Raw genomic sequence first — 15,813 nt, forward strand, 5'->3', positions numbered from 1 at the left:
GAAATGATGAAAAAAGCTATGCTTGTACCACAGAAATCGAATCCTAAAATTTCTTTAGGACACATATGAATTCAAAATAAGAATTTCCGATTCCAATTTAATAAATATAGTTCCAAAATACCAAACGGAGGAAAGTGATCCACCCTAAATTAAAGGGTAAACCACTTTCTTCATCAAACTGGTCTAATTCTGATAGATATTGCCTTCAAAAGAAGCATTGTAAAGATCTTTTAGGTCCTGTAAAGTCGGTTTACGCGGATTGAAACCTGTACATGGATCTTCTAAAGCATTTTTGCTGATGAAATCCAGATTTTTCTCCCAGTCTTCACGGGAAATACCGAATGCTTTAAGTGAACCTATGTTGTTGACGGACGCTCTAAGTTTCTCAATTTCCTGAGCCAGCTCCTCTGCTGATGTCCTGCCAACAATTTTGGCCAGATCAGGGTATCTGTTTGTTGCTGTCTGATTGTAACGGATCACATTTGGAAGGAATATCGCGTTGGCTGCACCATGGGGAATACCATAAAGGGCACCAACTTGATGCGATAATGAGTGTACAATACCCAACCATGCATTATTAAAAGCTAAACCTCCCATAAATGAAGCATCGTGCATGTTTTGACGAGCCTTGATATTGCCCGGATTATTCACCGCTTCTTCCAGATTCTGAAAAACAATTTCCAGACCTCCTTTTGCCAGTACATCTGCATAGTTGTCCTCAATATTCGACACATAGGCTTCCACACAATGTGTCAAAGCATCCAGCCCCGTATTTGATGTGATGTGAGCCGGCATTGAAGCACATATTTCTCCATCTACAATTGCAATATCAGGAGTTAGCTCGTAAGAAACGATCGGATACTTCACCCCTTTTTCTCTATCAGTGATAACCGCCAGACCTGTTGTTTCTGTTCCGGTACCACTTGTAGAAGGGATCGCTACAAATTTAGCCTTCTGGCGTAATGTCGGAACAGTGAAAGGTTTTGTCATTGCCTCAAAATCGGCATCGGGATATTCATAGAAGACCCACATCATTTTTGCCGCATCGATTGCAGAACAGCCCCCAAGACCAACAATCCAGTCCGGTTCAAAATCACGCATCACTGCAGCTCCCTTAAGACTTGTTTCCGAAGACGGATCTTCTTCAACACCGTCAAAAACAGCAGTTTCAAGTCCTGCTTCGTTTAAATAGGAAAGTGCTCTATCTAAGGTGCCACTTCTTTTCATTGATTGTCCACCAGTTACAATGATCGCTTTCTTTCCTGAAAGGTTCTTTAATTCTGATAAACTTCCAGCTCCGTGAAATACTTCGCTGGCAACAAATAACTTGCTCATATTTTATTTTAAATTTCTTATACAAAAGTACTGCAATGACAGACGCTGATGTTATACATTGAATATTATATGATATACATTTGCTCCCTTATGAATAAACAACTGAAATTAAAACAAAAAGGCAGACAACAACCATTATTCTATTCAAAATCAAATACTTTACACTGATCACAACATTCATTTTTATACATTTAATCACTGACATACAGCATATAGCGTACTGTATCAAGTATAAAAAGCAGAAGTTTATTACTTCTGCTTTTTATACTCGGAGTAAAACCTATCCTGAATCAGCGCCAGGACTTATATTGATTGATCAACCCATTGGTAGATGAGTCGTGGCCCTGAACCTGGTGATCCTCCTGAAGTTCAGGTAAGATAGCATTAGCTAATTGTTTACCAAGTTCAACACCCCATTGATCAAAGCTGAAAATGTTCCAGATGACCCCTTGCACAAAAATTTTATGTTCATAAAGAGCGATCAGTTTACCCAATGATTTTGGCGTTATCTTTTTCAGCAAAAATGAATTTGTCGGACGGTTTCCCTGAAATACCTTGTATTTACGCTGCTGCTCGATTTCATCAGCCGATTTTCCTGATCCCTGCAATTCGGTTATCACTTCCTCCGCTGACTTTCCGTTCATCAGTGCTTCGGTCTGTGCAAAAAAATTGGACAATAGTATTTTATGATGTTCTCCCAGCGGATTTAAACTCTGAGCAGGCGCGATGAAATCCGAAGGTATCAGCTTAGTCCCCTGATGAAGTAACTGATAAAACGCATGTTGTCCATTGGTACCGGGTTCGCCCCAGACTATAGGTCCTGTCTGATAATCAACTACATGACCGTTACGGTCGATATATTTACCATTGCTCTCCATATCCCCCTGTTGAAAATAGGCCGCAAAACGGTGCAGGTATTGATCATACGCAAAAATACCCAAGGTCTCAGCACCATAAAAATTGATATACCAGATCCCCAAAAGAGCCATGATTACCGGAATGTTCTTTTCAAAGGGAACATGCTGAAAATGCTCGTCGGCCTCATGGGCACCCTCCAATAACGCCTGGAAATTATCATATCCTATTCCAAGACTGATGGATAGTCCTATTGAGGACCATAATGAATATCTGCCCCCTACCCAGTCCCAGAACACAAACATATTACGCGTATTGATTCCGAACTTTTCCACCTCAGCTTCATTCGTACTCAGCGCAACAAAATGTTTTTCGATATCTTTTATTTTAGCCCCCGCCTCAAGCAGCCAAGAACGCGCACTATGGGCATTGGCCATCGTTTCCTGGGTGGTAAATGTTTTGGAAGCAATAAGAAAAAGTGTAGTTTCAGGATTAACATGCTTAAAGACCTCAGAAATGTGCGTACCATCGACATTCGATACAAAATGCAGATTCAGAGGCGTTTTATATGCTTTTAAAGCCTCCGTTACCATGACGGGGCCGAGATCTGACCCACCGATCCCGATATTGACAACATCAGTTATCGCCTTTCCCGTATATCCGGTCCAGCTTCCCGAAAGTACATCCTGTGTGAAATTTTTCATCTGGTCCAGTACTTCATGAACCTGGGGTATGATATTCACTCCATCAACAGTAACTACCGCATTTTTTGGCTGGCGCAGTGCTGTATGCAGAACAGGCCTACCCTCCGTTGCATTGATCTTGTCTCCAGCGAACATTTTATCAATCGCCTGGTCTAGTTTCACCTCTTTTGCCAGCTCCAGCAAAAGGTTCAGCGTCTCTCCAGTAATTCTGTTTTTTGAATAATCAAACAGTACATCGCCCCATTGCACTGAAAACGTGGAGAAGCGATGGGGATCTTCTATAAACAAATTGCGGATCTGCACATCTTTTATCATCTGGAAATGTGCCGTAAGCTTCTGAAAAGCCGCTGTATCTTTTAAATTAACCGTTGGTAACATATGTTTAAGATTTATGTTACAAACCTCGTTCAATTCTCCGGCGGTCACGCAACCAACTTATACCTATGTCTTATACATTTGCGCCAATTGCTGCTGCAGGTCCGTGGGTGTTTCATCAAGCTTAGCCTTAACAAACTTATTAAGTGCAGCGGGTGAGTTGAAGCCAAGTTCGAAAGCAATTTCTTTATGGGAATAGCTGGAGAGCAGCAACAGCTGCTTGATCTCATTCATGATCCTTGCGTGGATGGTTTCGATCGAGGTCAGCCCCGCGGTTTTCTTGGTGATCTCATTTAATTTTTTGGGTGAAATCAGCAATTTTTCCGCATACCAGCTTACTGTACGTTCTGTCTTGTAATACCGCTCCAGTAATTCTAAAAATTTCCCATAGAGTTTTGTATTTTCATTGGTCAGTTTATTCTTGTCCCACTTCGTGTGGACAAACTCGACCAGCTTAAGTAACGTTATCTTGATGTAGAACCGTGCCTGTTCTTTCTTTACCGATGTTAGGTCGTGGTATAGTTTTTCTATCTGATCCAACAGCAACTCTACTTCCTTGGTCTCCGCTACGGGCAGTTCAATATGATTGAGTTTGACAGAAATGTTGTGATTGTAAATACTCAGCTCATTTTTAAGGATATCCGAACAGAACAGCACTTCATCAAACAGGATCATCTTGCCCTCAAAGTTGCTGCTGATCTGTTCTTTTGATGATAGCTGTCCAGGAAATATAACACAGATGTTATTTTCCGTCACATCGTACCGACGGTCCTCTACCTGCATTTTCATTTTGCCTTTTTTAACAAATAATAGACAAAAATGGTCTTTTGTATGCGGTTCCCTATATTCCTCCAGTGCATTCCTGTCCAATTCAAAAATATGAAAGGGCGTGATTGCCCTTTCAGAATTATGCTGAATATCTTTCAGATGATGTGTGATCATATTTATTTTTTATATTAAATAGTGCCGTGCAAATATTTTGCTGCTTTTTTGTCTACCAAAAATAATAATTCTCCCTGAGATGGCGCAAGCAATTGTGCCGGGTATATTCTGGGGTTATAAGGTCCCTCGATAACCTCTTTGAGAGCTTCCGCCTTCGTTTCTCCAAAAGAGATCACGAGTAGTTTTCGTGCCCTGTTAAGAAAAGGTGCCGTCAGTGTAATCCTGTACATCTGCTGCTGTTCCAGATAATACGCAGTGACCCAATTTTCTGTTTCATCTAGCGCCTCGGTTCCCGGAAACAACGAGGCAGTATGCCCATCTTGTCCCATTCCAAGAAGGATGAGATCCATTCTGCCATCACTTCCCAGCATTTCTTTTAATAATACATTATATACAGCAGCAAAATCCTCTGCTGTTATACCGTCCCGGTACATGGGAAAGACATTGACCGGCCGAACAGGCACTCTGTCCAAGAGCTGCTCATAGGACATCCTGGCATTGCTCAGGTCATTGTCAAGTGGCACCCACCTTTCATCTCCCCAGAAGATCAGTACTTTGGTCCAGTCGATCTGGTTTTTATACTGATCTTCCGATAATAACCTATACAGGCCTTCCGGTGAAGATCCGCCCGTCAGTGCAACAGCAAAATATCCTTTCTGCCTAATCGCTTCATTTGCAGAACTGATAAAAACCGCTGCAGCTTCTTTGAAAATTTCTTCTGTGGTCGCAAATATATTAAGCATCTTGTTCCTTTTTAAATTTTTCGGCAGAAGTAGATAACCAGTGATGCCCCTGTCTCTTCAATAAATCATCCGCAGCTGCAGGCCCCGCACTTCCAGCAGCATACGTGTCCATCTTTGACGAATTTCCGCTTTCCCAGGCGGCCTGAATATTAGAGATAACATCCCAGGCCTCCTCCACCTGATCCGAACGCATAAAAAGAGTAGAATCCCCGTCAAGAGCATCCAAGAGTAAGGTTTCATAAGCTTCAGGAGTTTCCGATGAACATTCAAAATAGTCGAATACCATTTCAGCCGGTTTCAGCTTCATGTCCAGACCTGGTTTTTTGGTCATGAACGACAGCCTGACGTCCATTTCTGGCTGGATATTGATCACCAGTTTATTGGGGAACAGAATATTCAGATCATCTCGAAATGTCGTGCACGGGACGTCTTTGAAACTGATCACGATGGAAGATTTTTTTTCCTGCATGCGCTTGCCCGTCCGCATATAGAACGGTACCCCGCGCCAGCGTTCATTGTCAATGTAAAACTTCATCGCAACATATGTTTCGGTATTTGAGTTTGGATTCACTCCGGGTTCTTCCAAATAGCCAGGTTTCTTTTTACCGTCAATCTCTCCCTCGATATACTGTGCTCTTACCGTATAATGTCCGATATCCTCAAGATTCATCCTTCTGACACTTTTGAGCACATCTACTTTACGGTCCCTGATCTCTGACGATTCAAATGCAGCGGGAGCTTCCATGGCAATCATGCAGAGAATCTGCATCAAATGGTTCTGGATCATATCACGGAGAGCACCCGACCCATCATAGTATCCGCCCCGGTCTTCAACGCCGACAGTCTCCGCAACGGTAATCTGTACAGAATCGATATAATTATTATTCCACAATGGTTCAAAAATGGTATTTCCAAAACGGAAAGCCAGGATATTCTGTACATTCTCCTTTCCAAGGTAATGATCGATTCGGTAGATCTGCACTTCCTTAAAAGTCTGCGAAAGGAGCTTATTGAGTGCTACGGCCGAAGCCTTATCATAGCCAAAAGGTTTTTCAATGATCATCCTGTCCTGATCAACATTCTCGGTCAGACCTGCATTTTTTAAGCTATTCGATACCGTTTCAATAAAACTGGGTGCTACCGAAAGGTAAAACAGACGGTTGGATCTGATCCCCAAGTTTACATCAATGGTATCAAGTTCATTTTTCAACCGGATAAAAGATTCCTCCTGTGTTATATCAAATCTGATAAATTTAATTTTCTCACTGAAATTATTCCATTGTTCCTGGGAGAATTTTTGGATTCTTGAAAATGTCCTGATATTTTCAAGGATATAATTCCTGAATTCTTCCTGTGTCTGTTCCGTTCTTCCCAGTGAAAGAACTTCAAATTCCTCGGGAAACCAACCCTCCAGGAACAGATTGAAAAATGCAGGAAATAATTTTCTTTTCGCCAAATCTCCTGTTGCCCCAAAAACTACGATAGAGGTTGGCTTTTTATCATTATTTTTCATTTTATTTAATTTTAAGATTCCCAATGGGTATGGTATACGCCTTCCTTATCAGTTCTTTCATAAGTATGCGCTCCAAAAAAATCCCGTTGTGCCTGAATAAGGTTCGTAGGCAAATTTTCTGCACGGTAAGCATCGAAATATGACAGTGCATTCATCCATGCCGAAACAGGTGTACCATTCTGAATGGCATCCCGAATGATGGACCGGATACCTGCCTGTGATGCATTTAACTTGGCAGCAATCTCCCTGTCAAGCAGAATATTTGCAAGATCCGGCTGTAAAGCGAACGCCTTTCGGAAGTCTTCCAGAAGTGTCGCACGGATGATACAGCCCCCGCGCCAGATTTTACACACGGTCTCCAGATTCAGTCCATAACCATAGGTATCAGATGCCATCCTAAGCTGGGCAAGCCCCTGTGCGTATGTGCTAATAATGGCGAAATAAAGACCGGCCTTCAGATGTTCTAGATCAACAGGATCAACTTTTGACGCATTTTGCCAGGTCAGCAGTTTCGATGCCTTAATCCTTTCCAATTTATATTTAGACATGTCCCGCATATTGACAGCAGCGTCGATCACAGGCACGGGTACCTGAAGATCCATTGCATTTTGAGATGTCCATTTACCTGTCCCTTTGGATTTAGCCCAGTCTGAAATCAGATCCACCAGGAAAGTATTCTCTTCTTTTCGCTTTAGAATAGCTCCGGTAATTTCAATGAGAAAGGAATTCAGTTCTTCCCTATTCCACTGTTCAAATGATTCCTGTATCACTTCATGCTCCAGATGATAGACATTCTTCATTATATCATAGGTCTCTGCAATAAGCTGCATAATTCCATATTCTATACCGTTATGAACCATCTTCACATAGTTGCCCGCTGAGCCGTTACCCAAAAATTCAACGCATGGTGCATCATCAACTTTTGCAGCAATTGCTTCAAAAATGGGGCGTAATCGCTCATAAGCTACCTTATCACCTCCGGGCATCATACTCGGCCCCCTTCTGGCCCCGCTCTCACCACCTGAGATTCCCATACCAAAAAAGTGGATTCCCTTTGACGAAAGCTCCTGATACCTCCTGTCGGTATCAGAAAAATAGGTATTGCCCCCATCGATTATTATATCGCCCTCATCCAGCAAGGGAAGTAAAGTTCCTATTGCCCCGTCAACAGAAGAACCCGCAGGAACAAGGAGCATTATTGCTCTCGGGCTTTCCAGAGATTTAACAAAGGATTCCGGATCAACGGTTGCAAAAATCTGATGGTCTTTCTGTGCTTCATTCTGCAATGAACCGGCCTTCTCCTGATCCATATCCAGCCCGGCCACAGCAAATCCATGATCCGCCATATTGAGCAATAAATTTCGGCCCATCACACCCAGGCCTACTATACCAAAATTATATGTCTTCATTTTCTAAATCTTTAAATATTCTATTTATATCATTCTTCACTACAGTTAAAAATTGAGCAGATTAGATTTGCAGTATAAAGTCTTCCCTGTTAGTACAGAGAAGACTTCGAAGGATAGTCCGACTTTCTGATTTATGCTGTGATGGCTTCTTTCAGGGCTTTAGCTGCTGCAGCTGGATCCTGGGCACCATAGATGGCTCCTCCGGCAACAGCTACTGCTGCACCAGCAGCCACGACATCTTTAATCGTGTCAAGATTTACACCACCGGCAATCGAAAAAGGAACCTGTGCCTCACGGCCCTCACCGATAAGTTTTTGCACATTATAACCCGGCTGAGCCTGTTCATCAAGGCCGGCATGCAACTCAACAAATGCCACACCAAAGGCTGTAACTTCTTTGGCACGTTGTACACGGTCTTTTACGCCGATCGTATCAACTACTACTTGTTTACCGGCTTTTTTTGCAGCTTCTACTGCACCTTTGATCGTGGAATCATCAACAGCACCCATTACGGTTACCAGATCCGCACCTGCATTGAATGCCATTTCTGCTTCTAATGCACCTGTATCAGCTGTTTTCAGATCCGCAAAGACCAATTTATCAGGATGCGCGGATTTCATTGCGGTGATCACTTTTAGACCTTCAGCTTTGATTAAAGGTGTTCCCAGCTCGATGATATCCACATAAGGTGATACTTTTGCAGCCAAATCAAGGGCTGCTTCTGTAGTCAATAAGTCAATCGCTACTTGTAACTTAGTCATAATATAAAATTTTAATATTTATTTAATTGTATTTCTCGTTATTCAAGATTGGCATGTTTCGGCCAGAGCTCCTCTTTTGTCAGGCCTGAATCTCTCCACAGTGTCATAAATACAGCATCAAGGACCCAAAGGACAGACTGTTCAAAGAGACTTCCAGCATACTGACGGGACGCTGATTCTCCAAAGTCCGTCTTCACCGCCGCATTAACAAGCACCACATGGTCTGAAAGGCTAGCAATTTTGCTATTCGAATCCGCTGTAATGCCTATTACAGTTGCATGTTGTTTTTTTGCCTTTTCAGCGGCGATTACAAGTGTCGGCGTGCTTCCAGAACCGGAGCCTACCAGCAGAAGATCGTTCTCTAAGATTGCGGGCGTAGTTGTTTCACCCACAACATATACATTTAAGCCTAGATGCATAAATCTCATGGCAGCCATCTTCAGTGCTAAGCCTGTACGTCCGGCACCTGCAAAAAATATACGGTCCGCTTTCTTTAAATTGTCCTCCAGTGTCTGTAGCGATACCGGATTCAGCACTGATGAAATCGCTTTAATTTCATCCAGGATTATATTTAAATTATTTATTGAACTATTCTCTTCCATTTTCTGTAGTAAGGATATTTTATCATCAGATCTTCTGATTTGATAATACAAAGGTATGTTGCCTGAGACGCATGATATTATACATATAACATTATATAATATACATTTGCGACCTTCTTGACCACTGTAAAAGAGCGGGTTATATTTTAATAATACTGTATTGTATAGGGAGTGGTGTCGCTGAACTCAGAAAAAAGATAACTGTGCCTGATCAATAACAGTCCGACGCACATTATGGTCTTACCAAACTATTTTATGTCTAGTAGTCAAACATTAAATTCCAGAGCTTTAGTTTACGGATCAATGAAACATTGATTTTCCCGGAACACCGGCAAACCGTGAATCAGTTTTTTAATTATATTTGTGTTACAACCAACTAACAGGAAACTTATGTCAAAAGGCCTTTTTATATTACACTCATAGTATATTCCCGCAGGAGACCAGCCGGATGCTATCGCAAGACTTGTTTCGGGAATTGAATCTGGAGCTACCCACCAGACACTCAAAGGTATCACAGGTTCAAGAAAGACCTTTACAATGGCAAACATTATCCACCAGCTAAAGCGTCCGACCTTGATTCTTGCACCTAACAAGACCTTGACTGCTCAGCTATATGATGAAATGAAGCAATTTTTTCCAGAGAATGCTGTTGAGTTTTTCGTCTCATATTATGATTATTTTCAGCCTGAGATGTATCTGCCCGGCAGTGACCGTTTCGTTGAAAAAGATTCTTCCATTAACGAACATTTGGAAATACTCCGCCTTTCCACCACAAAATCCCTTATTGAACGCAGGGATACTATTGTTGTCGCATCGGTTTCGTCCATTTATGGATTTGGAGCATCATAATCAAGTCCCTTCCCCAGTTCATTGACAAAGGTAATTTCGCCGCCGAGACTTTCAATACGGGAAACCGTATTTGCCAGACCTTTTCGATACGATAAATACCGCTTTAAAACTTAACGTCATCGACATACTGAAAGAGGATTTTTTAAGAAATTTTGATACCTTTTAGAAAAATTACAACCAGCAATTTATTAATCTATATGAGTGCAAATGTTCCTATTGTAAGGTCAGTGTCCTGGCCAGCTGTTTTAATCCTTATTGTGTTCTGGATGGTCCTGATGGTAGCTTCCTTATTCTTATTCCAACTTGAGGGCATGATCGTCGCCTCAGTTCTTTTTTTCATTTTAATAACAGCATTGCAACAGCTCATTCCAAAGAGCCACAAAAAGGGAATGAAAGCAGTCAAACAAAATGAGTTTAACGGTGCGATTGAATATTTTAAACAGAGTGTCGATTTCTTTACAAAAAAGAAATGGTTAGATAAATATCGGGCAGTTACCATGTTTAGCGCTTCAAAAATGAGCTATCGGGAAATGGCGCTCTGTAATATTGCATTCTGTTATTCGCAGACCGGGCAAGCCGAAAAAGCAAAAGCGCTATACGAAGAAATTTTGGAAGAATATCCGGATAATGGAATCGCTTACTATGCGCTAAACACAATCAATACGTTTTCCAATAAGGCTGATTAAATGATCGCGCATTTAGCTGGATCTCTCATAAGTCGGCTGTTACAAATGATCATAAAAACAAATAAGGGCTATCGGTGGATAGCCCTTTCTCATCATCTTATTGGTTAAAATATGGCACTAAATATCTTGAATGCATCAGATATCGTATTTTCGGCAAGTAACCCAACCTCGTTATTTACCTTGCTTTCACAAAAGTAGCACGATACCCCCAAGATTCTTTACGGAAAACCGTAATCCGATATCAAAGATTATTTATATAAAACCTAATTCCTTGCAGTGTGCAACAAGCTGTTCATTTTTGATAAAACCTAGTACATCTTTCATGAGGTTGAGCCTTTTCTCGATACTACTCAGACTCGACGGGCGGATATCACGCTGCTGGAGATATTCGGGCATTTCTTTTTGGGACACGCCTTCATACAGGAGTTTAATGATATGCAGGTCAAACTGCGTAAACTCGTGCGAGTTCTGCTCCTGAATAAATTTTTTACTGTCGGGTGATTGGTACGTGCGGTTCTGATCAACAGCTTGCAATGCCTCGCGCAGATGTTGGCCATCGCGGCGCGCTTTGCGAACAAGGCCATCAATCTCGTTATTCTTGAACATATCATTGATCAGGGACGAACGGTCCTTGGCCGTCAGGACAATAACCTTAATGTCTGGTTGTACAATCTTGACAGCTTTGATCAGTGAAAGCCCATCTTTTATCTCCTGCGGACTATCATCATCTTCAAATTCGATATCCGTAATCAGCAGATCATATGGTTCGCCATCGCGGATCGCATTTTTAATCCAGGTCAGTGCATGGTCGCAATAATAAACGTATTTGGTATTGTGAATACCGAGATCGTGCAGGGTTTTCTGCACAGAAATGTTGGCTATCTCGTGGTCTTCGGCAATGAGTACTTTCTTAAACATACATTATTGTCTTTTTATAATGGGATAGTGGTCGTGATATTGAGCCCTTTTCCCGGTTCATTCACAAAGGTAATTTCACCACCGAAGCTTTCAATACGGGAAACCGTATTTGCTAAACCTTTTCCATTCGATTTTTCTTGTGGGATTCCGACACCATTATCCTTGTAGAATATGTTGAGTTTTTGGTCCGATTTTTCAAAACGAACGACGACCTGTTCGGCCTGACTATGTTTCTTCATGTTGACCATCAGCTCCTGAAGCACATGCTTCACTTCATCCTTAATACGTTTGCTAATATCGTCCCATTGTTCGGCATCATTACCTGCGATTAATACCTTCCGATGGTCAGCGGCAAAGGATTTGAGTAAGCTGGCCAGTTGCTCGTTATAAGGTATCTCTGTGATCGTTTCCTGTTCGACATCGTGCGAGATATCGCGCGACTGGTGGTACATATTTTCCAGTTTATCGAGTACGTCATCGCGATTCACTTCATCGCCATGTTCGATTTCCGACATCACCCGGTAGATGCCATTGGCCACGACATCGTGGATCTTTTTAGAAAGATGCAACTGCGTCTCTTTGACGCGGTTCTGTGCTTCGAGTTCTAGACGTTGCTTGCGTCGTTTGTACCAAAGCGTTCCTCCACCAACAGCTAATAGGAGTAAAAAAATACTTGCACCTGTAATCGCGCGTTGTCGTATAAGACGGTTCTGCTTTTCGGCATTTTCTTTTTCCAGCCGCAGGTTATCGGCTTTATTTTTTTCAACTTCGTAGCGGATTAGGGCGAACTGGTTTTTGGCGGCGGCGCGGGCTTGCTGGATGCTGTCGCTTATTGTCTCAAATTGATTAAAATAAAAGGTAATTGAGTCTGACGAGCCTACCTTTATCATTCGTGAGAGGCCTTTCATCTGATCATCTCCACTCTTAAGTCGTCTCGCCATGGCTAGCTGTTTTCGAGCATAGAATAAGGAAGAGTCTGGATTAATCCTTTCATAATAGTCTGCTAAATGAGCTAGACTTGCATTCAGGCCCCATAAATCTTTTTTTTCCTCTCTAATCTTCAGGGCTGTTAAAAGACCTGAAACTGCTGAATAATTTGAATTTCTACGCCATCGGACGTAGCTTATATTCGACAAAGATCTTGCATACTCAGTTGGCAAAGCATGCACTTCATTTAATACACTATCTAAAATATCAATTGCTTTATCATATTCTTTAACATTCATATAGCTCATTGCTAAATTATTTTTATAAACTGATGTTGTCAATGAGTCGTCTGAAAAGTGAATAGCTTTTTTATAGAATAGAATTGCTTTCCTATAGTCACCAAGTTTATTAGTGCTGGCTCCCAAATTATTATAATCGGAACTTAAATATATACGATGTTTGGGGTTTTCGAAATTCAAAAAATTCAAGGCCTGTAAGGCGGTCTCCTGTGCTCCAAAATAATCTCCTAGATCCTTTTGCAAAATTGCCATGATAATTAAACAATTGCCTGTATTTATACTGTCTTTAGATTCAAGGAAAATATCTTTAGCCCGACTAAAATTTAAAAACGCACTATCGGAAACACCTTGTTCGAGATAATTGTATGCAATATCATAAAATGGATTTTCCGCTGAAGGTTGTTTATCTATTTCTTTCTTATAACAAGAGGAAAAAAATAACAGGGAGAGGAATATATAAAGAGGCTTCAAGATGGTTCATTTTTCTCGAAAATAATTAAAATTAGCCATCAAAGCAATATATAAATTTAAAACGGGAGGTAACTAGATGCTACCTCCCGTTTGTGTATTTGTTATGGTTTTGGTGGCCGAGGTGGAATTGGCGTGCTCGTTTCCCCCCCGTTATCCCCCGGATCCATAGGAGGTGCATCTGCCGTTTGTACTGTTGACGTTCCTGCGCCAGGTTGTGAATTAGACGGTTGACCGATTCCAAATAGAAAATATAATATTAAACTCCACATGATTCAAAAAATTTAAAAAGTTGAAAAAATGAGTAGTCCCCGTGCACCATGCACGGGATTGCTACAAATGTTTTCAGAAGGCCTTCTGAATTTTTTGGGAAGTAAGAGTGTCAATCGCGGGAGGCAGAAGCTGCTTCCCAAACCGGCTAAAGACTACCGCGAGATCTTCTCATTGTGAAATCAGATTAGTATCTTTGTTTATATTTTAATCGATCCATCATCTGACTTCGAGAACAAAGTTATAGCCGTTAAAACCCTTTTTATCAAATGATTCCGATAGGTCCGAAAGGTCCGATAAAATGCTAAAGATTCTATGAATTCCGATGTATAAAGAATGTATTGACTTACGGGATTCCGTAAATTCCGGTGTAGAATTAGCTTAATTTTGATGCCATGCCAACGACATTTGCCAAATTTAAAGAAGAGGTTCTTGCCCTATATGAGGCAAAGAAAAACAACCATGAGCTGGATGATTTATTAGTTAATCCTTCGCTCGCCAAGCTAAGAGATTATTGCTTAGTTAGATTATCCGAAGGTTTGCCTCCCGAGGATATCGAAATTTTACAAAAGTTCTTTGATCCATATAAAAAAGAAAAGAACTTGGAAGAAGCAATAGCGAAATACAATACTGGGTCATTAAAGGCATTGCAGAAATTTGCCCTTAACATTACGCAAGACCCTGAAGACCGAGTTGTGAAACTACTCGCAATACTAGTGGACTACCGGCCGAGGCCATTTCGATACAGTTATGATACCTCAACATCAGATGGGGCGAAGGATCCATCACCAATAGATGAAGGAAAAAGCTCATCGCTGACTGATAAACCAGATGCCCCTTTAATCCCTACCGACGATAAAGAGCCAACATCGGAGGGTTCACCAATGATTTCCACATTGACGGGTGAAAACAAAGAACTTAAGGATAAACCGGAAGAAGAAAAAGCTGAAGAATTAATTGACGATCTGAACATTCAAAATGACTCAAATGAGCGGAGGCAAAACAAGGATGATATTGACAGATTTAAATATCCGCAACCATTTTTCAAAAAAAACAAACTTGTATTGAGGTTTTCAGGTGTAGCACTTTTGGTATTGGCAATATTGACTACCGTACATTTTCTGACGCCTGAAGAGTGCATGTGCTGGAATGGAGAAAAATATATTGAGGTAGATTGTCAGAGTAAGACACAGCCTTATCAAGTGATAGGCTTAGATAAAAACAAACTCGAGGGATTTGTGAAAATAACGAGACCAGATACCCTGGGTCCCAAGGATGTAGGAAGAGTATGGTATTCAAAAATCAATCATGAGGTGGAATTTTTTACTGGACCAGGTTATCATCCCACGGAATTCGGTCGTTCCCTAAAAGCGGCCACCATGCGGATTTTAGATAGCTACGCAGGAACAAACGCCAAAGATGATCAAAACAAGAAATATGGTATTATGCAAAAACAATAATCTTTTGTTGCTCAAATGCAAATTTCCAAACTAAAAAAGCCACATCTTCCGACGTGGCTTATTAAACTAAACTTAAACATATGATTCACTAGTGGTTTGTCATTTATTTGCCGCAAACCACCAGTTGTAAAATTCTATTTATACGAATTGATTGATTTGGATACTTTCCAATTATTGCCCACACGCTCCAAGGTAACTAGGTCAGTCTTGGTGAAGTTCTCAAATTTCAACCTCACTTTGGCTACCATATAGTCAGCTGATTCTTCTAAGATGTCGGTGCTTACTATACAGTTAAGCTTTTCTCCTTTTTGTTTTTTCAAGGAATTAATCACTTCACTACGGCTATTAGATTGCGCATTGGTAGCTTGGATCTTTTGATTGAAATCTTCTGCGAATAACTGCTCTACGCCTGCTGATTCGCCCTCCGTAGTTATCGCAACATAGTGAGCAAGTGCCAAGTCTGCTGTAGAAAGGTTAACGTTTGCTTTTGTTGCTTTTGCTCCAGGTCCTTCAGCTGCCATAGCGAAAGTTGATACTGCGATTAGGGCTGCTGCTGCGAATGTTTTTACTAATGCTTTCATAATGTCTTTACTTTATATTGTTAGTTTTTTGTTCTTATTTGTTGACTCAAAACTACAACACAATAGGCCCCTAGCCTATGGACTTTAGACCAGCGCTCAGGAAAACTCGGTGAATG

The 15,813-nt window shown here is 41.2% G+C and carries 15 protein-coding genes and 1 pseudogene; 4 read left to right on the top strand and 12 right to left on the bottom strand.

The features are described from left to right. Window positions 1-183: 183 nt before the first annotated feature. From B3297_RS19775 to hxlB, 8 genes are all read right to left on the bottom strand, one after another. Entirely contained in the window at window positions 184-1,335 is a 1,152-nt protein-coding gene (locus B3297_RS19775; protein ID WP_070564616.1) for an iron-containing alcohol dehydrogenase, read from the bottom strand. A gap of 290 nt (window positions 1,336-1,625) precedes the next feature. Next, a complete protein-coding gene (gene pgi, locus B3297_RS19780) occupies window positions 1,626-3,272 on the bottom strand; it encodes a glucose-6-phosphate isomerase (RefSeq protein WP_286779340.1) in 1,647 nt (548 codons plus the stop codon). Between the two features lie 63 nt (window positions 3,273-3,335). Continuing rightward, the gene (locus B3297_RS19785) at window positions 3,336-4,211 is read right to left on the bottom strand and encodes an AraC family transcriptional regulator (protein ID WP_034722848.1); all 876 of its coding nucleotides are present in this window, start codon (window positions 4,209-4,211) and stop codon (window positions 3,336-3,338) included. Between the two features lie 14 nt (window positions 4,212-4,225). Next, on the bottom strand, window positions 4,226-4,954 hold the full coding sequence (gene pgl, locus B3297_RS19790) for a 6-phosphogluconolactonase (RefSeq protein ID WP_286709538.1): 729 nt from the start codon (window positions 4,952-4,954) through the stop codon (window positions 4,226-4,228). Then, on the bottom strand, window positions 4,947-6,467 hold the full coding sequence (gene zwf / locus B3297_RS19795) for a glucose-6-phosphate dehydrogenase (protein WP_286766912.1): 1,521 nt from the start codon (window positions 6,465-6,467) through the stop codon (window positions 4,947-4,949). Before zwf ends, pgl begins: the two co-directional genes overlap by 8 nt. Before the next feature lie 11 nt (window positions 6,468-6,478). Further along, complete coding sequence (gene gndA / locus B3297_RS19800; protein ID WP_286766913.1) at window positions 6,479-7,876, bottom strand: NADP-dependent phosphogluconate dehydrogenase; 1,398 nt, start codon at window positions 7,874-7,876, stop codon at window positions 6,479-6,481. Between the two features lie 131 nt (window positions 7,877-8,007). Continuing rightward, complete coding sequence (gene hxlA / locus B3297_RS19805) at window positions 8,008-8,637, bottom strand: 3-hexulose-6-phosphate synthase (protein ID WP_027374807.1); 630 nt, start codon at window positions 8,635-8,637, stop codon at window positions 8,008-8,010. Between the two features lie 38 nt (window positions 8,638-8,675). After that, window positions 8,676-9,239: a 6-phospho-3-hexuloisomerase gene (gene hxlB / locus B3297_RS19810; protein WP_070564632.1), complete on the bottom strand. Its 564-nt coding sequence runs from the start codon at window positions 9,237-9,239 to the stop codon at window positions 8,676-8,678. A 426-nt stretch (window positions 9,240-9,665) separates the two neighbouring features. Here hxlB and B3297_RS19815 point away from each other — a divergent pair. Next, window positions 9,666-10,079, top strand: a pseudogene (locus B3297_RS19815) (DEAD/DEAH box helicase family protein); the annotation flags it as partial. A 206-nt stretch (window positions 10,080-10,285) separates the two neighbouring features. Further along, window positions 10,286-10,774 carry a tetratricopeptide repeat protein gene (locus B3297_RS19820; RefSeq protein ID WP_286779341.1) on the top strand — a complete coding sequence of 163 codons (489 nt, stop codon included), beginning with the start codon at window positions 10,286-10,288 and terminating at the stop codon, window positions 10,772-10,774. A gap of 252 nt (window positions 10,775-11,026) precedes the next feature. Here the strand turns inward: B3297_RS19820 and B3297_RS19825 are convergent, their stop codons facing one another. The 3 genes from B3297_RS19825 to B3297_RS19835 form a co-directional block, all read right to left on the bottom strand. Then, window positions 11,027-11,692 (bottom strand): response regulator, encoded by a 666-nt coding sequence (locus tag B3297_RS19825; RefSeq protein WP_070564641.1) that lies wholly within the window; start codon window positions 11,690-11,692, stop codon window positions 11,027-11,029. Window positions 11,693-11,706: 14 nt separating this feature from the next. Continuing rightward, window positions 11,707-13,389 (bottom strand): tetratricopeptide repeat-containing sensor histidine kinase, encoded by a 1,683-nt coding sequence (locus tag B3297_RS19830; protein ID WP_286779342.1) that lies wholly within the window; start codon window positions 13,387-13,389, stop codon window positions 11,707-11,709. A gap of 101 nt (window positions 13,390-13,490) precedes the next feature. Beyond that, the gene (locus tag B3297_RS19835; RefSeq protein ID WP_286779343.1) at window positions 13,491-13,658 is read right to left on the bottom strand and encodes a hypothetical protein; all 168 of its coding nucleotides are present in this window, start codon (window positions 13,656-13,658) and stop codon (window positions 13,491-13,493) included. Window positions 13,659-13,686: 28 nt separating this feature from the next. On the opposite strand from B3297_RS19835, the gene B3297_RS19840 reads away from it, so the two are divergent. Beyond that, complete coding sequence (locus tag B3297_RS19840) at window positions 13,687-13,836, top strand: hypothetical protein (RefSeq protein WP_159332799.1); 150 nt, start codon at window positions 13,687-13,689, stop codon at window positions 13,834-13,836. A gap of 215 nt (window positions 13,837-14,051) precedes the next feature. Next, complete coding sequence (locus B3297_RS19845) at window positions 14,052-15,116, top strand: hypothetical protein (RefSeq protein WP_286779344.1); 1,065 nt, start codon at window positions 14,052-14,054, stop codon at window positions 15,114-15,116. Window positions 15,117-15,250: 134 nt separating this feature from the next. On the opposite strand, the gene B3297_RS19850 is transcribed toward B3297_RS19845, so the two are convergent. Beyond that, window positions 15,251-15,697, bottom strand: coding sequence for a nuclear transport factor 2 family protein (locus B3297_RS19850; protein ID WP_201639618.1), 447 nt, complete (start codon window positions 15,695-15,697; stop codon window positions 15,251-15,253). Window positions 15,698-15,813: the final 116 nt, after the last annotated feature.

This window comes from Sphingobacterium sp. UBA3519 (assembly GCF_002377215.1).
Lineage (GTDB): Bacteria > Bacteroidota > Bacteroidia > Sphingobacteriales > Sphingobacteriaceae > Sphingobacterium > Sphingobacterium multivorum.

What these genes read in the sequence shown, in the direction of transcription:
- B3297_RS19775 (WP_070564616.1), bottom strand. Translation starts at nt 1,335, where the DNA reads ATGAGCAAGTTATTTGTTGCCAGCGAAGTATTTCACGGAGCTGGAAGT.
- pgi (WP_286779340.1), bottom strand. Translation starts at nt 3,272, where the DNA reads ATGTTACCAACGGTTAATTTAAAAGATACAGCGGCTTTTCAGAAGCTT.
- B3297_RS19785 (WP_034722848.1), bottom strand. Translation starts at nt 4,211, where the DNA reads ATGATCACACATCATCTGAAAGATATTCAGCATAATTCTGAAAGGGCA.
- pgl (WP_286709538.1), bottom strand. Translation starts at nt 4,954, where the DNA reads ATGCTTAATATATTTGCGACCACAGAAGAAATTTTCAAAGAAGCTGCA.
- zwf (WP_286766912.1), bottom strand. Translation starts at nt 6,467, where the DNA reads ATGAAAAATAATGATAAAAAGCCAACCTCTATCGTAGTTTTTGGGGCA.
- gndA (WP_286766913.1), bottom strand. Translation starts at nt 7,876, where the DNA reads ATGAAGACATATAATTTTGGTATAGTAGGCCTGGGTGTGATGGGCCGA.
- hxlA (WP_027374807.1), bottom strand. Translation starts at nt 8,637, where the DNA reads ATGACTAAGTTACAAGTAGCGATTGACTTATTGACTACAGAAGCAGCC.
- hxlB (WP_070564632.1), bottom strand. Translation starts at nt 9,239, where the DNA reads ATGGAAGAGAATAGTTCAATAAATAATTTAAATATAATCCTGGATGAA.
- B3297_RS19820 (WP_286779341.1), top strand. Translation starts at nt 10,286, where the DNA reads ATGAGTGCAAATGTTCCTATTGTAAGGTCAGTGTCCTGGCCAGCTGTT.
- B3297_RS19825 (WP_070564641.1), bottom strand. Translation starts at nt 11,692, where the DNA reads ATGTTTAAGAAAGTACTCATTGCCGAAGACCACGAGATAGCCAACATT.
- B3297_RS19835 (WP_286779343.1), bottom strand. Translation starts at nt 13,658, where the DNA reads ATGTGGAGTTTAATATTATATTTTCTATTTGGAATCGGTCAACCGTCT.
- B3297_RS19840 (WP_159332799.1), top strand. Translation starts at nt 13,687, where the DNA reads ATGAGTAGTCCCCGTGCACCATGCACGGGATTGCTACAAATGTTTTCA.
- B3297_RS19845 (WP_286779344.1), top strand. Translation starts at nt 14,052, where the DNA reads ATGCCAACGACATTTGCCAAATTTAAAGAAGAGGTTCTTGCCCTATAT.
- B3297_RS19850 (WP_201639618.1), bottom strand. Translation starts at nt 15,697, where the DNA reads ATGAAAGCATTAGTAAAAACATTCGCAGCAGCAGCCCTAATCGCAGTA.